The organism is Ruminococcus sporogenes (genome assembly GCF_054655175.1).
On sequence record NZ_BAAHOA010000001.1, the window covers coordinates 140064 to 159604 of the forward strand.

Genomic DNA, 19541 nt, shown 5'->3' on the forward strand with positions numbered 1-19541 from the left:
ATGCGCTATAATTTGTATTATATATCATTGCATTTGGATTGTCAATTATATATAATAAAATTATGAAATTGTGAATGAAAATATCGTTTTAATCAAAAATATTATAATTAAGGAGGAACACTTATGAGAAAAAGAAAACATACTTTGATTAAAATAATTGCCGCTGTTACTTCGGGAATTATTTTAACTGCATCCATACCCGCGTCGGCGGCATGGGCTGAATCAAATAATATCATAACCAATTCTACATTTGATTATAATACCACGGGCTGGGGCACATATAAGGAAAGCGGCGGAAACGCCTCCCTCTCTGTGGATAGTGGACGTCTTGCCTTAAATATTACGTCTTTAGGCACATTAAACTATTCCGTTCAGGTATATTACGACATTGTGCCGCTGTATCAGAACGGAGTTTACCGCCTGAAGTTTGACATATCGTCTACCGTAGACCGTTATGTTGAAGAAATGATTCAGCAAAACGGCGGTACATACAAGGCTTATACTTGGAAAGGGATTAATATAACGTCTGAGCCGCAGACTATAGATTACACTTTTACTATGAATTCGGAAACAGATATTATGTCCAAGCTGGTTTTTAACTGCGGAAATCAAGGAAATGAGCTGCCGGAGCATACTATCTATCTCGACAACGTATCATTGGAGCTGATAGACGACAGCGAGGTTGATTATACCGAATTCAAGGCTTACGAGCCGCCAATCGTTATAAATCAGGTAGGCTATAAACCGGATAGCAAGAAAACGGCGGTTTTCCGCGAAGTGACGGATGAAACTGAATTTTCTGTAATTGATTCTGCCACCGGCAAGACGGTTTACACGGGAGAGCTTTATGGTAAAACTGTAAACAGCAGCGCAGATGAAACCGATTATTTCGGAGATTTTACATCGGTAACGGAACCGGGAAGCTATTATATATCGTGCGGAAACTTAGATGATTCCTATACCTTTGAGATTTCAGAAGCGGTTTATGATAATCTGCTGGACGATACCGTCAGAATGCTGTATCTGCAAAGGTGCGGCGCTGAGGTTGAGGAGGGCGTATTCAGTCATCCCGCCTGCCATAATACGGAAGCTGTTATTTACGGGACAAGCGAAAAAATAGACGTTACGGGAGGCTGGCATGACGCCGGAGATTACGGCAGATATGTTGTTCCGGGAGCAAAAGCAGTTGCGGATCTGCTTTTCGCTTATGAGGCTGCTCCTGAACTTTATAGCGACGATATAGGTATTCCCGAAAGCGGAAACGGAATACCCGATATTTTAGACGAAGTCAGATATGAGCTTGAATGGATGCTAAAAATGCAGTCGGAATCAGGCGGAGTTTATCATAAGGTAACATGTCAGAATTTCCCCGGCTATATAATGCCGCAATTTGAAACGAATCAATTAATTGTAACTCCTATTTCCACAACGGCAACGGCAGATTTCTGCGCTTCAATGGCGATGGCATACGAATTTTATTACGATATAGACAGAGCTTTTGCGGAAACATGCATTAACGCTGCCGAAAAGGCATGGGGATATTTAAATGAAAATCCTAATTTGATATTTGAGGATCCTTCAGATATAACCACCGGCGATTACGGGGACAGCTCCGATAAGGACGAACGGTATTGGGCAGCCGCACAGCTTTACCGCGCTACAGGAAACGATGTGTATCTTGAATATATTATGCAAAACGGCGTAAAAACAGGTCAGGACTGGACAACTGTAGGAAATTACGGCAGTTTTGCAATTCTGACTATGAAGGATATTGATAAGAACTCAGAAATATACACAAGGGTTAAGAATTCTGTTATTTCTCAGGCTGATTTATTTTTAAAAACAACTACGTCTACTCCATATGGAGTGGCAATAACTAAATTTAATTGGGGAAGCAATATGACGGTTGCAAATGCCGGCGTTTTACTTGGCGTTGCCTATGACCTGACCAACGACAGCAAATATCTTGACGCGGCGGAATCAAATCTCAATTATCTTTTGGGCAAAAATCCAAACGGAGTATGCTTTGTTACAGGTTATGGAACGGTATCTCCGCAGAATCCGCATCACAGACCGTCGATGGTTGCCGGACAAGCAATGAAAGGAATGCTTGTAGGAGGAGTCAATTCAGCCAAAGAGGACAGCGCCGCAAAGGCTTACCTTTCAAACAGTCCCGCTGCAAAGTGCTATATAGATCATTCCGAAAGCTATTCCACCAATGAAATCACGATTTACTGGAATTCACCCCTAACCTATTTGTTATCATTGACGGAAACGGAAAAAACCGAGATCAAGGGAGATATTAATTCCGACGGTGAAAGAAATACGGCAGATTTGGTTTTGCTGCAGCATTATATTTTGGGAAAATCGGATTTGACTGAAAAACAGACTGAGATCGCCGATATTAATAAGGACGGCTTTATAAATTGCTTTGATATTATAATATTGAAAAGAATGTTGTTAAATCAGTAATAACGGCGTTAAGATTATCTCCTACTGCTTAAACGGAGGATCAAAATTTTATATTTTAAATAAAGCGCGGCGGGCAGTATAAAAAATTGTCCGCTGCGTTTTGCAGTCTGCGGGGAACATAACACCGCTTTCCGTTTTTTCGCTGTTTGAATGTTCACCTCTTTTATAACAACAATATGGTGACCCGTAATCAAGTTCAGAAGTTTTTACATCAATATGATACATATTTCTACAGTAAATCCTGACGATAGCCGGGACTTTTATTTACTAACGACCGCTCTTCTTGGAGCCTGCTCTGCTTGCAAGACTGATTTCTTTCAGATACTTAATACCATTGTTTATAGCGGTTGCGCTTAATTTTAATTCCGTTGACATATCACAAATTTATCTTCGCCCTATAGCGATGATACTAGTTATTTCAAGCATTACTTCCAAAATTCGAATTGGACTGAGTTTCATTAACAAACTCCACTTTGCTTTCTGGAATTTCCTGAGAAAATCTTGATTGCATTAATTCTTGAAAATCTTCATTATATTCAAATCCTATGCATTTTCTATTGCACTGTTCAGCAGCAATAACAGAAGTGCCGCTACCAAGAAACGGATCTAAAATAGTATCATCGATATTAGTTGTAGCCTTAATAATTCGTTCTACTAAATTATTGGGATAGATTGCAGGATGGATATACTGTTTACCAACACTTCCAGCTTTACGATTAATATTCCAGAATGCTCCGCCATTCAACTTTTCATTTTTATAATCACAATATCCATCAAATACAGCATGATTAACTTCAAATTGTTCATTCTTTGAAAACAACAATACATATTCATGACGGTCCACAATGTTTTTATCTCCAGTTGGAATGCCGGAAGATTTGTGCCAAATAACTATTCCTTTATAAAAGAAGCCTATTTCACAGCAGATTTTTACAAAGTCGTGCGGAATAGTTATTGCTTTGCCATTTTGAATACGAATATTGATGTTAATCCAAAGAGAACCATCTTTTGATAGTTTGTTATAACACTGTGTCCAAACCGCTTTCATGCGTTCAAGGTATACATCATATCTTTCCTGACCAATTTGACCTTTTTTAAAATAGTCCTTTAAATTCCAATATGGTGGTGAAGTAACTACAAGCTTAACAGAACCATCTAAAACATCGAACATGTTTTCAGAAGATTTAAATATCACTTTGCTATTTTGCTGAGAAATCAGCGAACAAGAATTGTCGGTATTTGCAGGCAAAATGTTAGAAGAAACAAAATCATCTTGTATAAGCAAGTAATCATTTCCACAATCAGACATGTTTAAAAGCCGTGAAATCACACCATCATCATCAAGCATAATATGTTCTGTAATATTAGCATGACCGTCATCTTCAGTCGGAATCCAAACGTTTCCGGGGTCTTTTCCTTTCGGATTATAATTTTTTGTTCTTTTACCCCATTCCACGTCTTTCCATATATGTTTTTCACGAATGGCATCTTTATTGAATTTCATAATCGAACGATTTTTGCAAAGCCACACTACATATTTTGCATTATCTTTAAAAGCAACATTTTGGGCAATAGATGAAGGGTATACAATTGTGTTTATATATGTATATCCTATTTCAATAGCAGCTGATAATATATCCATAAAATCATAAATAACATTGCCTTTATCGTCATATTCCGTTCTAACAATTGCGTAAAAGCAGCCGTCTTCTGATAAATTATCATACTCAGATTTAAGTAGCAATACAGTTTTTGTATAGCATGTGTTAGTTATCACTGCCTGCATTTTGAATAATCTCCATTCTCTCTTTTGCTATTTTACAATACTCTTCTACAGCTTCAATTAAGACCCACTCTCTATTCATAAGTTGAGCTACCTTAGCTGTCGTTCCGCTGCCTCCAAATGGATCAAGTACAATGTCGCCAGGATTGCTCCATGAGTGAATATGATCCTCAACAAGTTTTTCAGGGAAAATTGCAGGATGTTTATATGCCAATGAATCTTTTGTTGAAAAACCCTTTCCGTTTGCATAACGCCAAATATTTGTGCGTACTCCGAATTTATTTATAACTTTTTTCCCTTTATTAGTGAGCGTTCCATCTTTTTCTCTTCGAGTAATTTCACCGTAAGTTGTATGTCCAGCCCATTTGTTTGGCTTGTCTTTGAGTATATTAATTGTTTTTGGCTTGCCTTTGCTCAATACAAACATATATTCAAACGAATTGAAATATCTATTTGGATGAGGTGGACCAGAGCCGGCTTTTTCATATATAATCACATCATACATATCAAAACCAATCTCTTGAAAATATAACGCTTGTTTAAAACTAGTAAGCGACTTACGTCCTTTGACCGTTTTATCTCCAACGACCCAAACGACAACACCGCCAAGTTTTACTACACGATGCACCTCTTTGGCAATTTCTTTAAAGATATCAAAATTCCACGAAACAACGCCTTCGTAATCTCTAAGGTCATCATAAGGAGGGCTTGTTACAACCAAATCTATACATTCTGAAGGGAAATCCTTAAGTAATTCATTCGATTTAGCGTGGAATATTTGATGTTTAATATCTTGTAAATTCATTATATATCAACCTCACGCAGCAATATCATTATATTCATCAAGTGTTATCGCATTATCAGCAAGCAAAAATTCAAGATGATACGATTTAAGCAAATTCTGTCCTCGCAGAGTCTTTAGCCTCTCGGTGAAACAGAGATGCATGTAGTTATTGTTACTTAGGTCTTCATATGGTCCACATTTGTCATCAATATGTAAAAAATGAATTTTTCTGTGACAGTTAGGACACAATGCAAACAAATTCAGATAATGATCAGGACCATAAGCAATGTTAAACGGAATCAAGTGGTGAAATTCTACATACGGCTCTCCGGCAGCTGTAATGAATGTTTCTTCGCCGCAACATTCACACTTTAACATGTTATTTTCCGAATAGCATTTCAGATAATATGATTTAAGCATGCTTACCAACGTAGCATTTCTTTCTCTGTTTTCCGCCGACACAACAGTTGCGCTTGCGGATATTTTTTCGATTTTTGTAAATAAATCAGCAGCATTTTGCGTTTTATAATTTGCAATAATTTGCTCGTTTTTATTGTCGTTCATATTCAAGTAACTTGAATAATCATTATTTCTAATAGACGATACGGCAGTTTGAACTTCTTTTTTTATCTTGGGAAGTGTACGTATTCCCATTACCTTTAAAAGATTTGTAAAATTCGTCTCCAAAAATTTACTAACATCGTTAATGTTTTTTCTGTTCATATCCTCTACATTACTGATATTCAAAGAAATAGCTGCAAATGTTATTGCAACTGATAGCAAAATCATATTGTCGGGGTGAATATTATAAAGGTCCCAATGGATTTTTACTTTACTATCAATAGCTGTTGAACTACCAGCAACAGTTTTGATATACCTCTTACGTAAATCGCCCTCAACAATTTTAAACACGCTTTCATATTTTTGCACTTTATAATCATTTAGTTTTGAGTAGACATTGTATATTAAGGTAAGAGTATCTTTACAATCAGTATATACAATTGAGTTCCTAAACTTAAGAATTCCTAAGGGATTCAAACCTGCATCCATTGGCAAATCGCTTCTTAGTCCTAAAAGGTATTTAAGTAATTCTTTGCGACCATCTTCATCAGCCTTATCTCTTTGCCGTCCAAACATATTAACTTGTTTCATGATTTCATCCAAATGACAAAGTATATTGTTTTCTTCTGTCTCCCATAAATTTTTATCAAAACAATGCTTTTTTCTGGAAACAATATACTTATATGCTTCGAGCGACATTGAATCTTGACGAAATACATAACCTAAAATATCTAAATATGGAGTATAGCTAATACCGAAATTCTGGGGCTTATTAACTTTAGAAGGGATTTGATTAATATCAGCCGTTGCTGGTTGAGAAATCATTTTAATCTTCTGGTGTTCCCAGATTATGAGAAATTCATTTGCATTCGCTTTAAGCGCCAACTCACCTATTGGAGTTAAACTGCTGAATTCAAAGTCCGTAGCGCCTGTTGATTTTGAATGAAAATAACCGTAGTAATATAAAATTTGACGCTCGTTGCGAATAAAAGCAATCATATCGTTTTCAATTCCTCGATAATTAGGCCTATCATGCGGGTAATCCTTAATAAGTTGCTTGATATCTGCTTCGTCAATAGGATTATTAGCAGCTTTTTCCATAGCCTTTTCAATTGCCTTATCTGATAAAATGTATTTTACAGAATTATCAGAAATTTTTTGATTCGCATTCGCTGTACGCATACATACATCGATTACCGCGCTAAGTATAATGTTATCAATGTTTTTGCGTGAATAGACAAATCCAGGCTCCTGAACAGCTTCCTTTAACATTTTCTTTACGCCAGATTGTCCACCAGATCCCATAAGTAATGAAAAATAATATTTCTTTGCACTTTGATAATAAGAATTCCTTTCATCCTGATTTTCGAATATATTATAACTTGCAAAATTCGAAAATAAATTAAAATGTTCGGATTTAAAATTTATAGCTTCGTTTTCGGGATAAAAATACCTTTCAGCATTTTCCTGAACTTCTGAAGGTAAACTATTTATGAAATCGTCAAAAATTTCTATTACCTTCTGCTGATATGTTTTTGTCATTATATCATTAGATAAAAAGATATAGTAGTAAAGTGTTAGAAATTTTTTGGTATACCACAATGTGCCAGAATTCTGCACTTTTGTTAATTCCATTGATTTAGTTAAGGCATAATTACCAGGAAGCAATGAGTTTGCAAATTCATCATAAAATGTTGTGTTTTCACCGTTAGACATAATCTTTCCTCTTTTCTCTTTCCCGATAGAGTTCCTTTCGTTTTGCACACCTTGTAGATGATAACTCAATCGTGCACTGACTAAAATATGTATAATAACTCATTATTTAATATATCATAAAATTTGTCAAATTTCAAGGTTAAGACGGTGTAAAAAACGAATAAATTTACAAAAATATTCACGCAATATCAATCACGCCGAAATATAGCAAAAAACTCAATGCCCACTGGTTTTTTTCGCTCTGTAGTGTTATTTTTCAAAAACATATGGTTTATCAGCCATTTTTAGCTCCTGACATTCTACAGCTACATTACAATTTATTCCTCCCTAAAGCAAATTCTTGTTGAATGTGGTTGCGGGCTTGGTGTACATAAGCTCCAGCTTCTGATTGGAAATCTCAATACCATGTTTGAGTACGCTAATCAAGCCTCCGCTCGCTTTTGTCATTTCCGTATTGATGAAATTTACAAGGGTATCCTCAAAATCAGTCTTATAAATTTTACGCAGAGCGTCCATTGTTTCAGACTGAGTATCATTCAGAAATTTAAAAAGCAGTTCACGGTCAATTGCAAAACGGCGGTCAAAATCGTTGCTTTTACGAATAATATAACCGTTATTATCTTTGAGGTAATCCATTATTTCATGCTGGTATTCTTTTTCGGTTAGGATGTTGTTCATTGTGCGATCTCCTTCTTTCCCGTCACATACTCAAAAATGAGCGATTTTTTATATTCTTCAAGTGTTTCAATTTGTTGTTTCTTTTCGGAAATAATAATGTCGATTTCAATAATCTTTTTTTCTAAAAAATCAATAATTTGTGCTTGTTCTTCTTGTGGTGGAATTAATAAAATTGTATTTGCGAATTCTATAGGCGATAAATCCCATTGTCCTTCTCTTATACCGCCGGATATTCGTCTAAATTCGTCTTTATAGCAGTTTCTAAACAGATAATGCAAATACTTCGGAACAATTGAATTATCAGTAAAAACATAGACAAAATATGCAGGACTAACTATTCCCTCGTAATCAGATATGCCCATTGACCCCTGCCACGCCTTCATTTTGTTTATGACAAAATTATCAGGTACAATATATTTATATTTTGATGTATCTTCGGATGTTACATTATGATTATCATCTCGACTATCTTTCGGAATAACGCCATATTCTCTATAAACAGATAGTACTTGTTTATTTCCAGGATTTCTTGGCTCTTTTCTAATTAAATGGAACTTTACCTTTTCTGTTCTCCAATTCTTGGGGATTTCTCCAATCCACTCAATCTCACTCTCCCTCATCTCCACATCAGGATTCAAGCCCTTTGTAACCGCCTCTGTAATAACAGAACGTTCATATTCTTCAAGAGTTTCAATCTGTTTTTGAATGTCGGCTTTGAGATTGTCTATTTCGGTGCATTGGGTGTCAAGGTAGTTGGCGATGGATTGTTGTTTAAAAAAAGGAGGGAATGGTATATATGTATTGCCAAAATCATTAAAAGCAATATTTTTTCCATCTCTTAGTGTCATAGTGTATGAGTTGATTTTTTCAATGAAACCTCTATCTTTAAATAAATATTTATAATATCCGTCATAAATATTTGTAATAGGATAGAACACTTGATATGCAGGAGAAACAACACCTTCATATTTAGAATACTCAAAACCGCCTTGAAAGCTACGTAAACTAATACAAAAATCGCCTTTGTGAATTGTTTTAAATTGCATTAAATCAGCTTTTTCATTTAGTTTAACGGCAACCATTCCAGACAATTTCTCATATTTCCATTGAGGAATAACACCATAATTCTGTGTTGGAGAAAGTAACTGTAATTCAATATGATTGCCCCTTTGATTTCTTTGAACAAATATGTATTTACCTTTTATTAAACTCCAATTAACAGGAATCTCCCCAATCCACTCAATGCCACTATCTTTCATTTTCATCATGAAAACACCTCAACAATAATAGCTACAGCAGCAAGAACAACACCTATAAACGTCATATTTGCTGTAAAAATTGTATTCAACAATTCTCTGTCCTTTAAATTTTTAACTTCCAATTCAGCAATTCTGATTATACGTGCAAACAAAAAGGCAGGTATCGCAAGTATGCTATAGGTTTTATCAAAACCAGTTAAAAAAATTAAGGTTGACAGAAAAAACACTGCTATTATGTAAAGTATCAGATAACTTATTACATAAATCATACTTGTTCCAAGTCGAATTAATTCAAAAGACAATCTTGGTGTTTTAGCATCTTTGGCTTTGTATGTAATAATAGATTTAAACGATGCGTAGTCATTTTTGAAAGATTGCCATTTTTTCTTACGCCAAATCCAATCATCTTTTATTTCTTTGCAACCAATTGTTTTGAGCCAATCTTCTCTCTCTTTCTTTTCTCTTCTTTGTGCCTCTTTTTCTTCAGTATCTTTAATTCTTTTGTGTGCTTTTACGATCGCCTCTGCTAACTTATCATAATTAATATCTGTTTTGATATATTGTGAATTATTAGATTTATTTCTTGCCATAAAATACTCCTTACCCAAACAATTTAGTAATTCTTTCACTAACCGACTTCTCCAGTTCAAGGAACTGTTTTTCCAACTTCTCGCTCGGCTTTGGCTGCTGGTACTTATAAAAATATCGTGTAAACGGAATTTCTGCGCCTGTTTTGATAACAGGCTTCTTTGCGCTGATGTTTTCTTCAAAGAACCACTGTGCGTCAGGCACATGAGGGAGAACTTCACGCTTCATATACGTTTCGATATCTTCCTCATACTTTACAATTTCCGTGTCTTTGGTTTCTTTGTCGTAGATGACGTTACCTTTCTTATCACGCTGAATTTCAGCATTCTTATCCATCACAGAAAGCCCGTGTGCGATTTTTTCAATCAGCTTTTTATCAATATTCGTACCTGAAAAAACGAAAGAAAGATGTTCTAGGAAAGGTTTTGGCGACATAAACAACTCATCGGAAACATTATCGTATAATGCCTGCATAATCGCTTCGCAAACAGGTTTATTATCCAAATAATTCTGAAGCTTCTTTTTATCTTTGCCTGTCAGTTCTTCAGCATTTTCAAGTTTAGCAACTTTTGCAGCGTCATAAAGAGAATTTAATGCACCCGAAGCAACCATATTGTTAATACGTTCAATCGTAATGGCATAGCTGCGCTGTAACGGCTGCATTACAGTATATTCACGGTACATAAATTCCTCATTTTTGTAAATTTTGCATAGCTCATTTTCTTTGAAATCAGCATAAAGATGTGTAATTTTGGAACGATCTTCGGTGTAATTTCATTCTTTTTGTTTCCGAGAGCTTTTCTCAACTTGTGATAAATATTAGAAGCATCTATAAGCTGAATTTTACCCTTGCGTTCTTCACGTTTGTTTTTAGAAAGTACCCATATGTATGTTGCAATACCTGTGTTATAGAAAAGGTCGGTTGGCAAAGCGATAATAGCTTCAATAAGGTCTTTATCAAGCAGCCAGCGTCTGATTTGACTCTCGCCGGAAGATGTTCCACCCGAAAACAGCGGAGAACCGTTTTCAATAATAGCTGCTCGTCCAAGCTTATCGTCCATTTTGTCTACAGCTGATTGTATAAACAGCAGCTGCATATCACCAGAGCTGGGAAGTCCCGCGCCCCAACGCCCCTCAAATCCTTTTGCGTACTCATCGTTTACAGCTTTTTCCACGCCTTCTGCTGCGTCTTTTCCTCCCCATGCAGTGCCAAAAGGAGGATTTTCAATCACGAAACGCATATTTGTATCGGTAAAGCAATCAGCTTTCATAGTGTCCTGATAACGGATGTTTTCAGCATTTTGTCCTTTTATAAGCATTTCTGCAAGACATATAGCATAAGATTCGGGGTTTATTTCCTGTCCGAATAAACGAACGCTTGCTGTTTGATTATAACGTCTGATAAAGTTATATGCTGTGGACAACATACCGCCTGTTCCGCAAGCTTGGTCGAGTATAGTTATTTCTTAATAATCGTCGAAAATATCATCACAACCTTCGGCAAGCAAAATATTTACCATCGTCTTAATTATATCTCTTCCTGTGTAATGGTCACCTGCCTCGGCATTTTCAGAAAACTTTCGTATAAGCTCCTCAAATATGTATCCCATCTTTACATTGTCAATGGTCTGCGGATTTAGGTCAAGCTCTGAGAAAGCTTTTATAACAGCAAGGAGTCGGTTGTTCTTATCCATTTTATCAATCTGTTTATCAAAATCAAGACTTTTGATAATATCTTGAACATTTGCAGAAAAACCGTTTATATAGATTTTAAAATTTGCGGCAATATGGTCAGAGTCGTTAACGAGTTCAGAAAGTGTAAATTCACTTGTGTTATAAAACTGATAACCGGATATTTTTTGCATAGCCTTTGCAGGAAACTTAGGACTTGTTTTATATTTTGATACCACATCTGTTTTTGTTTTTTCTAACGCACATTCAAAACGGCGGATAATAGTCATAGGGATAATGACATCTTTATATTTATCGCTCTGATATGGACCACGCAATTTATTAGCGATAGACCAAATGAAATTTACTTCAGTGGTAACGTCAATTGGAGTATCGTCCCACATCACATCAATTTTATTACTATTCATTGCATAGCTCCTGTTTGTTTCAAAAGATTCAAGAATTAACAAAAAATCTAATTATAATTTTCCAAAATATATTATACTGTATATTTAAACAAAAATCAACTAAATGATGAATTATACTGTTTTTTCTTAAATGGGAAAGCAGCTTCTTTTTTGCTACACCACAGAAAACCAAACAAACATAAGAGCTTCAAATAATATTCTTTTGTGTAAATAAGAGAATTTACAAAAAACTTTCCCGAATCGACCGTAAAAAATCCTGATTTTTTTCCTAATAAGTGAAAGGCATTAAAAGTCGGCACAGGCGGATCGCTTTGACAAATCTTGATATGTAGATTGAAAGGATTAAAGCTTCGCTTGTTGAGATTAAGGATAACCGTAATTCTACAATTCGTGAAACGATATAAGTTCAACTGGAATGTTCGCTTTTTGACGCAGCAATGGTAAATTCAGATGGGTATGCTGACTTTGAAAAACTGCAAAGTGAAGCGGAGAAAATGAATATTCCGATTTTCGTTTACCCAAATTCAAACGGAGGTCAATATTTATATATTCAGAAATGTTATGTTGGCAAGCTTTTGGAACTAATGGAGCAACAGCACGATATTTCACCGCCTGAACAGCAACAGGACAAGCTTGTGAAAAAACGTTGTTCACGGTAAAACTCGATTCCTAACAGCAAAAAATCCGAAGTCAGAGCTTCGGATTACATACTTACAGCAGATTGCTATGATTTTTAGGTTTTGTCCGAAATAACAGCAGGAAACCTGACATTGCCGTAAGACCCATCGCTATTTTTCAGACAAAAAGAAAACTCCCAAACAGCTTAAAATAGCCATTTGAGAGTATCTGTGCTGGTGACCCATACGGGAATTGAAATGAATTTTTCTAATTTTATAACTTAGCAAGATATTGAAAAAACGGCGTAACTACGTGATTTAAAGGTACTTAACTTTTTACGCCGTCCTAAAAAATATCGCAAGTTTTCGTATTATCAAAGGACAAATAAAGGACAGGTTTTATGAATACCTCTAGTATTTAAGAGCGGCTTATTACTTAAGCTGCTTTTATTTTTTTGATGATATCAACTTAGTATTCCATCAAATCAACTTGAACAACCCATTGTTCATAAATTGACTTCAAAGCTTTTCCAAGTTTTAATTCTCTTACAATCTTTTTCTGAGCATTTGGATTTTGTGGTTCAATATATGTATACTTATGCTTATCCAACTCAATCTCACGTTCAAGCAACTCCAGATTGTCTTCGATGTATTTTACAAAGCACTTTTCCTCATTTATAGAGTTGAATAATAAAATGACCTCGTTAAAACACTTATATGCATATTCTGCATCACCGTTATCTTCAAGCAAATACTGGTTAAAAATGTAAGATATGTCATCCTTGATAAAATATTTGAAACCGTCAAAATTGTGATGATGTTCATCGTAAGGGATGAAATCCCAATTTGGAACTACTGTAATATATCTTCCTCCATCCAATGTTACGGTTTGTCTTGAATATAAAGTAGTATTATAATACTTTGCATATAGCATACCATAATGAACATTTGAATTTGTCATATTATATGCATAGAATTCAGGATATAAGCCATTATCGTCATCGTCTTCAAGACACAATGTAAATTCTGGGCAAATCTTATTATAATGTTGGTCTTCACTTGTTTCCCAGTTGCTCTTATCCGCAAGCAGAAGTTTAAGTCTATCAAAAGGATTTAAATTTAAGCCAAAGTGCTTTTTCCATAATGCTTCTACGATATGTTTATCCGCACTTTTATCAATATCTGTATTTACATCACTCACCCTTGTGTAAATATGATTGGCTCTTACAACACGTTCCTTATCCCTAAAATCGGATGTAAGATAATATGGCGTATCCATTGTGTTTTTTATAACAAGAACATCAATTTCGTGTTCGTCGATATGTAGAGTTATTAATCGCACAATTGGGCGTATTCCCGCTGCAAAACTTTTGCTTTTTAGTTGACTTATAATATGCTCTTGATTTCTGCGCGATGAATCATTCTCAATTCCGATTATTTGCCCAGTTTTATCCGATACTCCATATATTATATAACCGTCTTGATTACATAAAGGATTATTAGCCATACAAATAATATCGTGCAACAAATTAGCAGTATTCTTGTGATGTTCTTGTTTAAAATCCCAATAAGAGCCTTCTTGCCGTGATGATATTAAATCCAATATTTCCATTTTGAGATTATTGCCGCTCATAAAATAATCGCCCCCCTTTATATCTTCCATTCGTCTTCATACTGGTCGAAAGTAAACGGTATTGCAATTTTAGTATTGTCCTTATTACGTTCTTTTTCTTCAATCCCTACAGCCAAAACCATAGAGATAATGATTTCTCTGATTATGTGAAGCAATTTCATAGTCTCGCCGATAAGTTCTGCTTCTGATATATAAAATGCTAAATTATCTATTTCTCCGTTTATTCTATCATAAAATAAATCCCAATAAACTTTTGTGTATTTGTGTTCCAAAGCATTACGGATTGTACAGGTTTTCTTTGCATAGGGATTAGGAGAATCCATTAATTTGTTATAAAAGTCCTTTCCTATCCAACGTAATGCGTTAAGAATGTAATTGTTATTTTGCTCATATAAACTTGCCATTTTAGGATTAGCCCAGACATTATGAAATGTAATTCTTCGTTCTTCTATACCCAAACCAAAATAATAATTCATAAAATAAGCGTATTTGTCTAATAATGAGTATAAAGTTCTAAATGCGGATTTTATCATTTCAACTCGTATAGAATATTGCGGATAATCGGCAAAATTCAAAAGATATGTATCTTTGTCTGCAAAATGGGTTTCTGTATTTTGCTGTATTCCACAGTAGAATTGATACCTTGCAAAAATATAATCTTGTTTAATTTGATTGAACATTCCGTGAAAAACAGGTTTGTCGTTGAGATTTACAATCATGTTCGGCAATTGCAAAACATCAGCCGCAAAGCAAAATTCATTGACAGGTAAATCGTTCAAAGGGTTTAAAAACAAATTATGTTCTAATGCCCATTCTCTGTATTTTAGTTCTTCTTCATTGTCATAATTGTATTGGGGGATCTCCAGAGGAGGAATTAAAACAGCTTGAGTATATTCTTCTGTATAGCTATTGATAGCGTTGCTAAAATAATCTTTCGCATTTCTATGAACGATTTTATCATTGCTATTTACTGCTTGACATAAAAAGAAATAAGCAAAATGATTCATATAATCTCTATGTACTGGATCAGAGACCATCATTGCATAGTGCCTGTATGCCATTCCAAGATTACCCAGAGCCATACCAAAGCCTCCGTCTATCTTTAAAGCTTTTTGATACTGCTCTATTGCAGCAATTTTTCTTCCGCAATGGTCAAACGCATTTCCGTAATTTGTATACAGGCTTAGTTTAAATCCATTAATATAAGGAGAATACTTTTCATCTGACAACTCATCAGCATTTATTAATTCAATACTTTTACGAAAATAGAATAACTGTTTTTCAATGTAGCTTTCATCGCTGCTTTTCTCTAATCGCGCAATATCGCCATAAACAGTGCCGATAGAATAATATAGCTGAGCTTGTGAAGCAGTGTCTTCTGTATCGATTATATTCAATACATCGTCAATAAGAATTTTCAGTTTTTCCGAATCTCCTTCATCTGTAGCTTCATCGAATTTACTTTTCGTTTTCTGGCTGGTATTAACTTGTTTAATAAAGCAAAGAAATCAAGCACCGTTCTATCCGACTTTTCTTTTGCATTGTATTTAATTTCAGACTGAGTATATATTTCATGTATTTTACTTTGAATGTCACTCATAATCTGCTTTTTAAGTTCATCAAGGTTCGCACACTTTTCATCTTGCATCGTATTTCTCCTCCGTCATCTCCCTATACCTCCTCATAAGCTCCGCCACACACTCACTCTCGGTAATCTTCCTATCAAACCCATACGCCGCCATAACGGCGAAATCATTCTGGTGATGAGCCTTGCGGAGTTCGGCGGGCATAGCAAGTTCGTCGTAGAGGTCGGCGAGAGAGCAGTCGGGATAGAGGGCACGGGCGTCAAGAATTGCTTGTGCGGTCTGTTCGATTTTCGCTTTCTGTTCGGGTGTTGGGTTACACCATGGGAAGTTATTGTAAACAACATTAACAGAATAGCGATAATCACTTTTAATTCTACCGCATACAACCCTCATCCAAGCATTATGTACATTTGACATAAGTACACCAAATTCATAAAGCGTAGCGTTAGGCATAAGCAAATTTGCATCACCGCATATTGTGTCGGAATTTACAAAACCCAATGGTATATATTTTCGATTTTCCGAGGAATGACGAGGTATAATAATATACTCAGTATCAGGCTGGCGAATTTCTCCAAATAAAGTCGGTGTGTCCGCTAATTTTCTTGTTGCTTCTCTGTTACTGCTTTCTCTTATTTCCTTTACCTTTGCAACAGCTTCTTTAACGGGAGATATTTTTAGTATTTCAGCAGGAGAAACACCCTTTAACCAAAGACACCACCTCTCCTTATTATGTAGAAACTCCGTTGCTCCAAGAAAACGTCTGAACATTTTTTCGGCTAATGGGTATTTGCTTACAATTTCATCTTTTTCCTCCGTTGTGAAATCACTTAATATACCATTGTCATTTGGCATACTACCAAAAACAACAGCAGGTACATTACAAATTGGCTTTTTCCTGCTTTCCATAAACACATTATCTGCTTCAACAAGATAACCATTTATGTTTTCAACAATCTTAACCGCACCATTTTCAAAAAGCTGTTTTTGTGATGTGTTTTCAGCTATACTGAAACCGACAATGACACAATGAACGTGAGCTTTTAAACTTGCCTCGCTGTCCCAACGGAATGTACGGTGTGCAAAATCAATATGAACTCCGTTTTCAAAGAGATTCTTCCAAAGAATTGCAACTTGTTCGCCTTGTGTAATGCTGTTTGTGGAAACAAGAGCTGTTCTGACTTCCGTTTCTTTCATCATATCAGCGGCTTTTTTATACCAACAGGAAACATAGTCAATATTTCCAATACCTTTTGCACCATTAAGAATAAATGATACATCGTCCTTTTGCTCGGCAGACATCAGTCTTGCCCCCACAAACGGCGGATTACCCATAATATAATTCAGTCTGTCCTTCGGCACAACGCTCTCCCAATCCACATGCAGAGCGTTGCCCTCCACGATATTGGCATAGCTTTTCAGCGGCAGGAAATCAAGGCTCATCTGCACGATTTCCTCGGTTTCCTTCATCATCTGCGACTCGGCAATCCAAAGCGCAGTTTTCGCAACCGTCACCGCAAAATCGTTGATTTCAATTCCGTAGAACTGCCCGATTGACACCTGAATCGGGTTCAAATCGCCATCGCCGAACATCATCTGCCCCTTGTAAATTTCAATCAGAATTTCATTTTCCAGCTTTCTGAGGCTGATATAAGTTTCAGTCAGAAAGTTGCCCGAACCGCAGGCAGGGTCAAGGAATTTCAATTCAGACAGCTTCGTCTGAAACTCTTTCAGCCGCTTTTCACGCACATTCGCCTGCTTCGCCGCCTTGATATCCTCGAACTCGGCACGCAGCTCGTCAAGAAACAACGGGTCGATAACCTTGTGAATGTTTTCGATTGAGGTGTAGTGCATACCGCCGCTGCGGCGTGTTTCGGGGTTTAAGGTTGACTCAAAAACAGCTCCGAAAATGGTTGGCGATATTTCTGACCAATCGAAGTCGGCACTTGCCTTTTCCAGGAGAATGTCCATAATTTCTTCCGTAAAATTCGGGATTTCTATGTTTTCATCCGCAAACAATCCGCCGTTGACGTACGGAAAAGCAGCTAAATCCTCATCAAGATACGGGTCACGCTCGCTGTCCTTCTGGTCAAGCACCTGAAACAATTCTATCAGAGCCTTTCGGGCTGACTTCGCCTCAAACTGACGGAGATAATCGTGGAACATTCCATGCTTACCGAAAATGCCTGCGTCCTCGGCATACAGACAGAAAACAAGGCGCACACACAGCATATTAAGGCTTTTGAGGGACTCGGAGTCGTCGGGATTTTTATACTGTTTGAGGATTGCATTATACAGCTTTCCCACCAATTCGCCTGCCTGTAAGGAAACTTCCATTTCCTTTTTGATATGCTCGTTGCCTGTATCCACAAGAAAATTCAGGCGGTAATATTCCTTGTGCAGGTCTTTTAGGAAGATTTGCTCAGGTTCGGCGTTGGGCTTGTTCATATTGTAAATGAGAATTTCGGTGAAGTTGGAAACAATAATCCACTTTGCCTTTTCCTCATAGGGCAGGTAATTATTATAGCGGAAAGCCTGTCCGTAAGGCGTAAGCTTTTCTCCGTCCGACTGCGTGGCAGTACGGCGTAACGAAATGTTTGAGCCTTTCTGCTCGATAAGGATTTTGTTTGACGGAATATAGCCGTCGATATATTTTTGATTTTTCTCTACAACAACAGGCTTTTCAAACTCGATAACGGAGATCGGATTTTCTACTCCGAGGACATTTCCGAGCAGTTCTATCCAAAAGCGTGCAGTTTCCTGCTTTTCGTTGCCCTTGTCTTTCCAGTATTCTGAGAACGCCTTTGCGGCAGATTTTTGCTGTGTGTCGGTCATGGTTTTGCACTCCTTGTCTGCAAAATGGTATAAATATACATAATAATTATATCGCTCATAGCGAAAAATGTCAACAAATCCAAATCACTGATTAAAATAAATTTGTGCAACTGTCCGAAATTTAGTATATCAATAAGCTGTTTTCGCAAAACCGAGAAAACAGCTTATTTTTGTTACGTTACAGAAAATTGTACTAACACGAGAGACTCAAATAATATTCTTTTGTAAAAATAAGAGAAATTGCAAAAAATATTCAGAACTCCCCTGTAAAAAAGCCTTGTTTTTTTCCTTATAAGTGAAGGGAATCAAAAGTACCAATCAAATAATGTTGATTTTATGCAGCTATACAGACTTTTGTAAAATTGCGAAAAAAGACTTAAAAAACCAACCGTTTTTGTAGGTACTTATGAGAGGTGCTTTTACTGCTCTCGAAAATAAAACAAACGGAGGTACAAATTATGACAAGAAAAACAAAACAGGAGCTTATCGCACAGGTGGTCGCTTTGCTGGATGCTTTGATTGAGGTTGAGGACAATGCTCCGACAATTATGGTTTCCGCCAAGGAACAGCCAGTGGAAATGCTGACGATTAAAGAATGCACCGAGGCGGTCAGAGGATTGTCCGAACATACTGTCCGTCAGCTCATTGTACAGGACAAGCTGCCCCATATCCGCACTGGTCAGGGTAAGCGTGGAAAGATACTGTCAGCAAGGCGGCGCTGCTGGAATATCTGGGAGGTGCGGCGTGATGGATAGTATGGACGAATGGTTGACCCTTATCATCTCAATACACAAACCCGTGACGATGTGCGACGGTTGTGACGATATTTATGACAGTGGATGCGGTGCTGAAAACATCGTCACATCGTCGCATATCGTCGCAAAATGCAGAGGGTATCCCTCTGCTTCTCCTGCGGTCTGTGACCGCAAA

At 36.5% G+C, this 19541-nt stretch carries 16 protein-coding genes; 3 read left to right on the top strand and 13 right to left on the bottom strand.

What is annotated here, in order from left to right:
* The first annotated feature begins 123 nt into the window (after positions 1 to 123).
* On the top strand, positions 124 to 2472 hold the full coding sequence (locus ACYQ0N_RS00735) for a glycoside hydrolase family 9 protein (protein ID WP_460161606.1): 2349 nt from the start codon (positions 124 to 126) through the stop codon (positions 2470 to 2472).
* A gap of 418 nt (positions 2473 to 2890) precedes the next feature.
* Here the strand turns inward: ACYQ0N_RS00735 and ACYQ0N_RS00740 are convergent, their stop codons facing one another.
* From ACYQ0N_RS00740 to ACYQ0N_RS00780, 9 genes are all read right to left on the bottom strand, one after another.
* The gene (locus ACYQ0N_RS00740; protein ID WP_460161607.1) at positions 2891 to 4258 is read right to left on the bottom strand and encodes a DNA-methyltransferase; all 1368 of its coding nucleotides are present in this window, start codon (positions 4256 to 4258) and stop codon (positions 2891 to 2893) included.
* Positions 4239 to 5060, bottom strand: coding sequence for a DNA-methyltransferase (locus tag ACYQ0N_RS00745; RefSeq protein WP_177532213.1), 822 nt, complete (start codon positions 5058 to 5060; stop codon positions 4239 to 4241). The genes ACYQ0N_RS00740 and ACYQ0N_RS00745 overlap by 20 nt, the downstream gene beginning before the upstream one ends.
* A gap of 12 nt (positions 5061 to 5072) precedes the next feature.
* Positions 5073 to 6701 carry an HNH endonuclease gene (locus ACYQ0N_RS00750; protein ID WP_460162155.1) on the bottom strand — a complete coding sequence of 543 codons (1629 nt, stop codon included), beginning with the start codon at positions 6699 to 6701 and terminating at the stop codon, positions 5073 to 5075.
* 942 nt (positions 6702 to 7643) lie between these two features.
* A complete protein-coding gene (locus ACYQ0N_RS00755) occupies positions 7644 to 7994 on the bottom strand; it encodes a hypothetical protein (RefSeq protein WP_177532215.1) in 351 nt (116 codons plus the stop codon).
* Positions 7991 to 9262, bottom strand: a complete 1272-nt coding sequence (locus ACYQ0N_RS00760; RefSeq protein WP_460161608.1) for a restriction endonuclease subunit S — start codon at positions 9260 to 9262, stop codon at positions 7991 to 7993. Before ACYQ0N_RS00760 ends, ACYQ0N_RS00755 begins: the two co-directional genes overlap by 4 nt.
* On the bottom strand, positions 9259 to 9843 hold the full coding sequence (locus ACYQ0N_RS00765) for a hypothetical protein (protein WP_177532217.1): 585 nt from the start codon (positions 9841 to 9843) through the stop codon (positions 9259 to 9261). The genes ACYQ0N_RS00760 and ACYQ0N_RS00765 overlap by 4 nt, the downstream gene beginning before the upstream one ends.
* 10 nt (positions 9844 to 9853) lie before the next feature.
* Positions 9854 to 10525, bottom strand: coding sequence for an N-6 DNA methylase (locus ACYQ0N_RS00770; RefSeq protein WP_460161609.1), 672 nt, complete (start codon positions 10523 to 10525; stop codon positions 9854 to 9856).
* Positions 10504 to 11268, bottom strand: coding sequence for an HsdM family class I SAM-dependent methyltransferase (locus ACYQ0N_RS00775; protein WP_460161610.1), 765 nt, complete (start codon positions 11266 to 11268; stop codon positions 10504 to 10506). Before ACYQ0N_RS00775 ends, ACYQ0N_RS00770 begins: the two co-directional genes overlap by 22 nt.
* Before the next feature lie 39 nt (positions 11269 to 11307).
* Positions 11308 to 11940 (bottom strand): type I restriction-modification system subunit M N-terminal domain-containing protein, encoded by a 633-nt coding sequence (locus ACYQ0N_RS00780; RefSeq protein ID WP_460161611.1) that lies wholly within the window; start codon positions 11938 to 11940, stop codon positions 11308 to 11310.
* A gap of 437 nt (positions 11941 to 12377) precedes the next feature.
* Between ACYQ0N_RS00780 and ACYQ0N_RS00785 the strand changes: the two genes are divergently transcribed.
* On the top strand, positions 12378 to 12599 hold the full coding sequence (locus ACYQ0N_RS00785) for a hypothetical protein (protein ID WP_177532218.1): 222 nt from the start codon (positions 12378 to 12380) through the stop codon (positions 12597 to 12599).
* Positions 12600 to 13026: 427 nt separating this feature from the next.
* Here ACYQ0N_RS00785 and ACYQ0N_RS00790 read toward each other — a convergent pair whose 3' ends face one another.
* From ACYQ0N_RS00790 to ACYQ0N_RS00805, 4 genes are read right to left on the bottom strand one after another with little or no spacing between them, the layout of a single operon-like run.
* Positions 13027 to 14220 (bottom strand): AlbA family DNA-binding domain-containing protein, encoded by a 1194-nt coding sequence (locus ACYQ0N_RS00790; RefSeq protein ID WP_460161612.1) that lies wholly within the window; start codon positions 14218 to 14220, stop codon positions 13027 to 13029.
* A complete protein-coding gene (locus ACYQ0N_RS00795) occupies positions 14208 to 15587 on the bottom strand; it encodes an LA2681 family HEPN domain-containing protein (protein WP_460161613.1) in 1380 nt (459 codons plus the stop codon). Before ACYQ0N_RS00795 ends, ACYQ0N_RS00790 begins: the two co-directional genes overlap by 13 nt.
* A 20-nt stretch (positions 15588 to 15607) precedes the next feature.
* Positions 15608 to 15838, bottom strand: coding sequence for a hypothetical protein (locus ACYQ0N_RS00800; RefSeq protein ID WP_177532221.1), 231 nt, complete (start codon positions 15836 to 15838; stop codon positions 15608 to 15610).
* Positions 15828 to 18611: a DNA methyltransferase gene (locus ACYQ0N_RS00805; protein WP_460161614.1), complete on the bottom strand. Its 2784-nt coding sequence runs from the start codon at positions 18609 to 18611 to the stop codon at positions 15828 to 15830. The genes ACYQ0N_RS00800 and ACYQ0N_RS00805 overlap by 11 nt, the downstream gene beginning before the upstream one ends.
* Before the next feature lie 458 nt (positions 18612 to 19069).
* Between ACYQ0N_RS00805 and ACYQ0N_RS00810 the strand changes: the two genes are divergently transcribed.
* Positions 19070 to 19366, top strand: a complete 297-nt coding sequence (locus tag ACYQ0N_RS00810; RefSeq protein WP_177532223.1) for a DNA-binding protein — start codon at positions 19070 to 19072, stop codon at positions 19364 to 19366.
* The last annotated feature ends 175 nt before the right edge of the window (positions 19367 to 19541 follow it).

Bases quoted from the DNA above. Each gene is read 5' to 3' on its own strand.
- ACYQ0N_RS00735 (WP_460161606.1), top strand. From the start codon at position 124: ATGAGAAAAAGAAAACATACTTTGATTAAAATAATTGCCGCTGTTACT.
- ACYQ0N_RS00740 (WP_460161607.1), bottom strand. From the start codon at position 4,258: ATGCAGGCAGTGATAACTAACACATGCTATACAAAAACTGTATTGCTA.
- ACYQ0N_RS00745 (WP_177532213.1), bottom strand. From the start codon at position 5,060: ATGAATTTACAAGATATTAAACATCAAATATTCCACGCTAAATCGAAT.
- ACYQ0N_RS00750 (WP_460162155.1), bottom strand. From the start codon at position 6,701: ATGGAAAAAGCTGCTAATAATCCTATTGACGAAGCAGATATCAAGCAA.
- ACYQ0N_RS00755 (WP_177532215.1), bottom strand. From the start codon at position 7,994: ATGAACAACATCCTAACCGAAAAAGAATACCAGCATGAAATAATGGAT.
- ACYQ0N_RS00760 (WP_460161608.1), bottom strand. From the start codon at position 9,262: ATGATGAAAATGAAAGATAGTGGCATTGAGTGGATTGGGGAGATTCCT.
- ACYQ0N_RS00765 (WP_177532217.1), bottom strand. From the start codon at position 9,843: ATGGCAAGAAATAAATCTAATAATTCACAATATATCAAAACAGATATT.
- ACYQ0N_RS00770 (WP_460161609.1), bottom strand. From the start codon at position 10,525: ATGTACCGTGAATATACTGTAATGCAGCCGTTACAGCGCAGCTATGCC.
- ACYQ0N_RS00775 (WP_460161610.1), bottom strand. From the start codon at position 11,268: ATGTTGTCCACAGCATATAACTTTATCAGACGTTATAATCAAACAGCA.
- ACYQ0N_RS00780 (WP_460161611.1), bottom strand. From the start codon at position 11,940: ATGAATAGTAATAAAATTGATGTGATGTGGGACGATACTCCAATTGAC.
- ACYQ0N_RS00785 (WP_177532218.1), top strand. From the start codon at position 12,378: ATGGTAAATTCAGATGGGTATGCTGACTTTGAAAAACTGCAAAGTGAA.
- ACYQ0N_RS00790 (WP_460161612.1), bottom strand. From the start codon at position 14,220: ATGGAAGATATAAAGGGGGGCGATTATTTTATGAGCGGCAATAATCTC.
- ACYQ0N_RS00800 (WP_177532221.1), bottom strand. From the start codon at position 15,838: ATGCAAGATGAAAAGTGTGCGAACCTTGATGAACTTAAAAAGCAGATT.
- ACYQ0N_RS00805 (WP_460161614.1), bottom strand. From the start codon at position 18,611: ATGACCGACACACAGCAAAAATCTGCCGCAAAGGCGTTCTCAGAATAC.
- ACYQ0N_RS00810 (WP_177532223.1), top strand. From the start codon at position 19,070: ATGACAAGAAAAACAAAACAGGAGCTTATCGCACAGGTGGTCGCTTTG.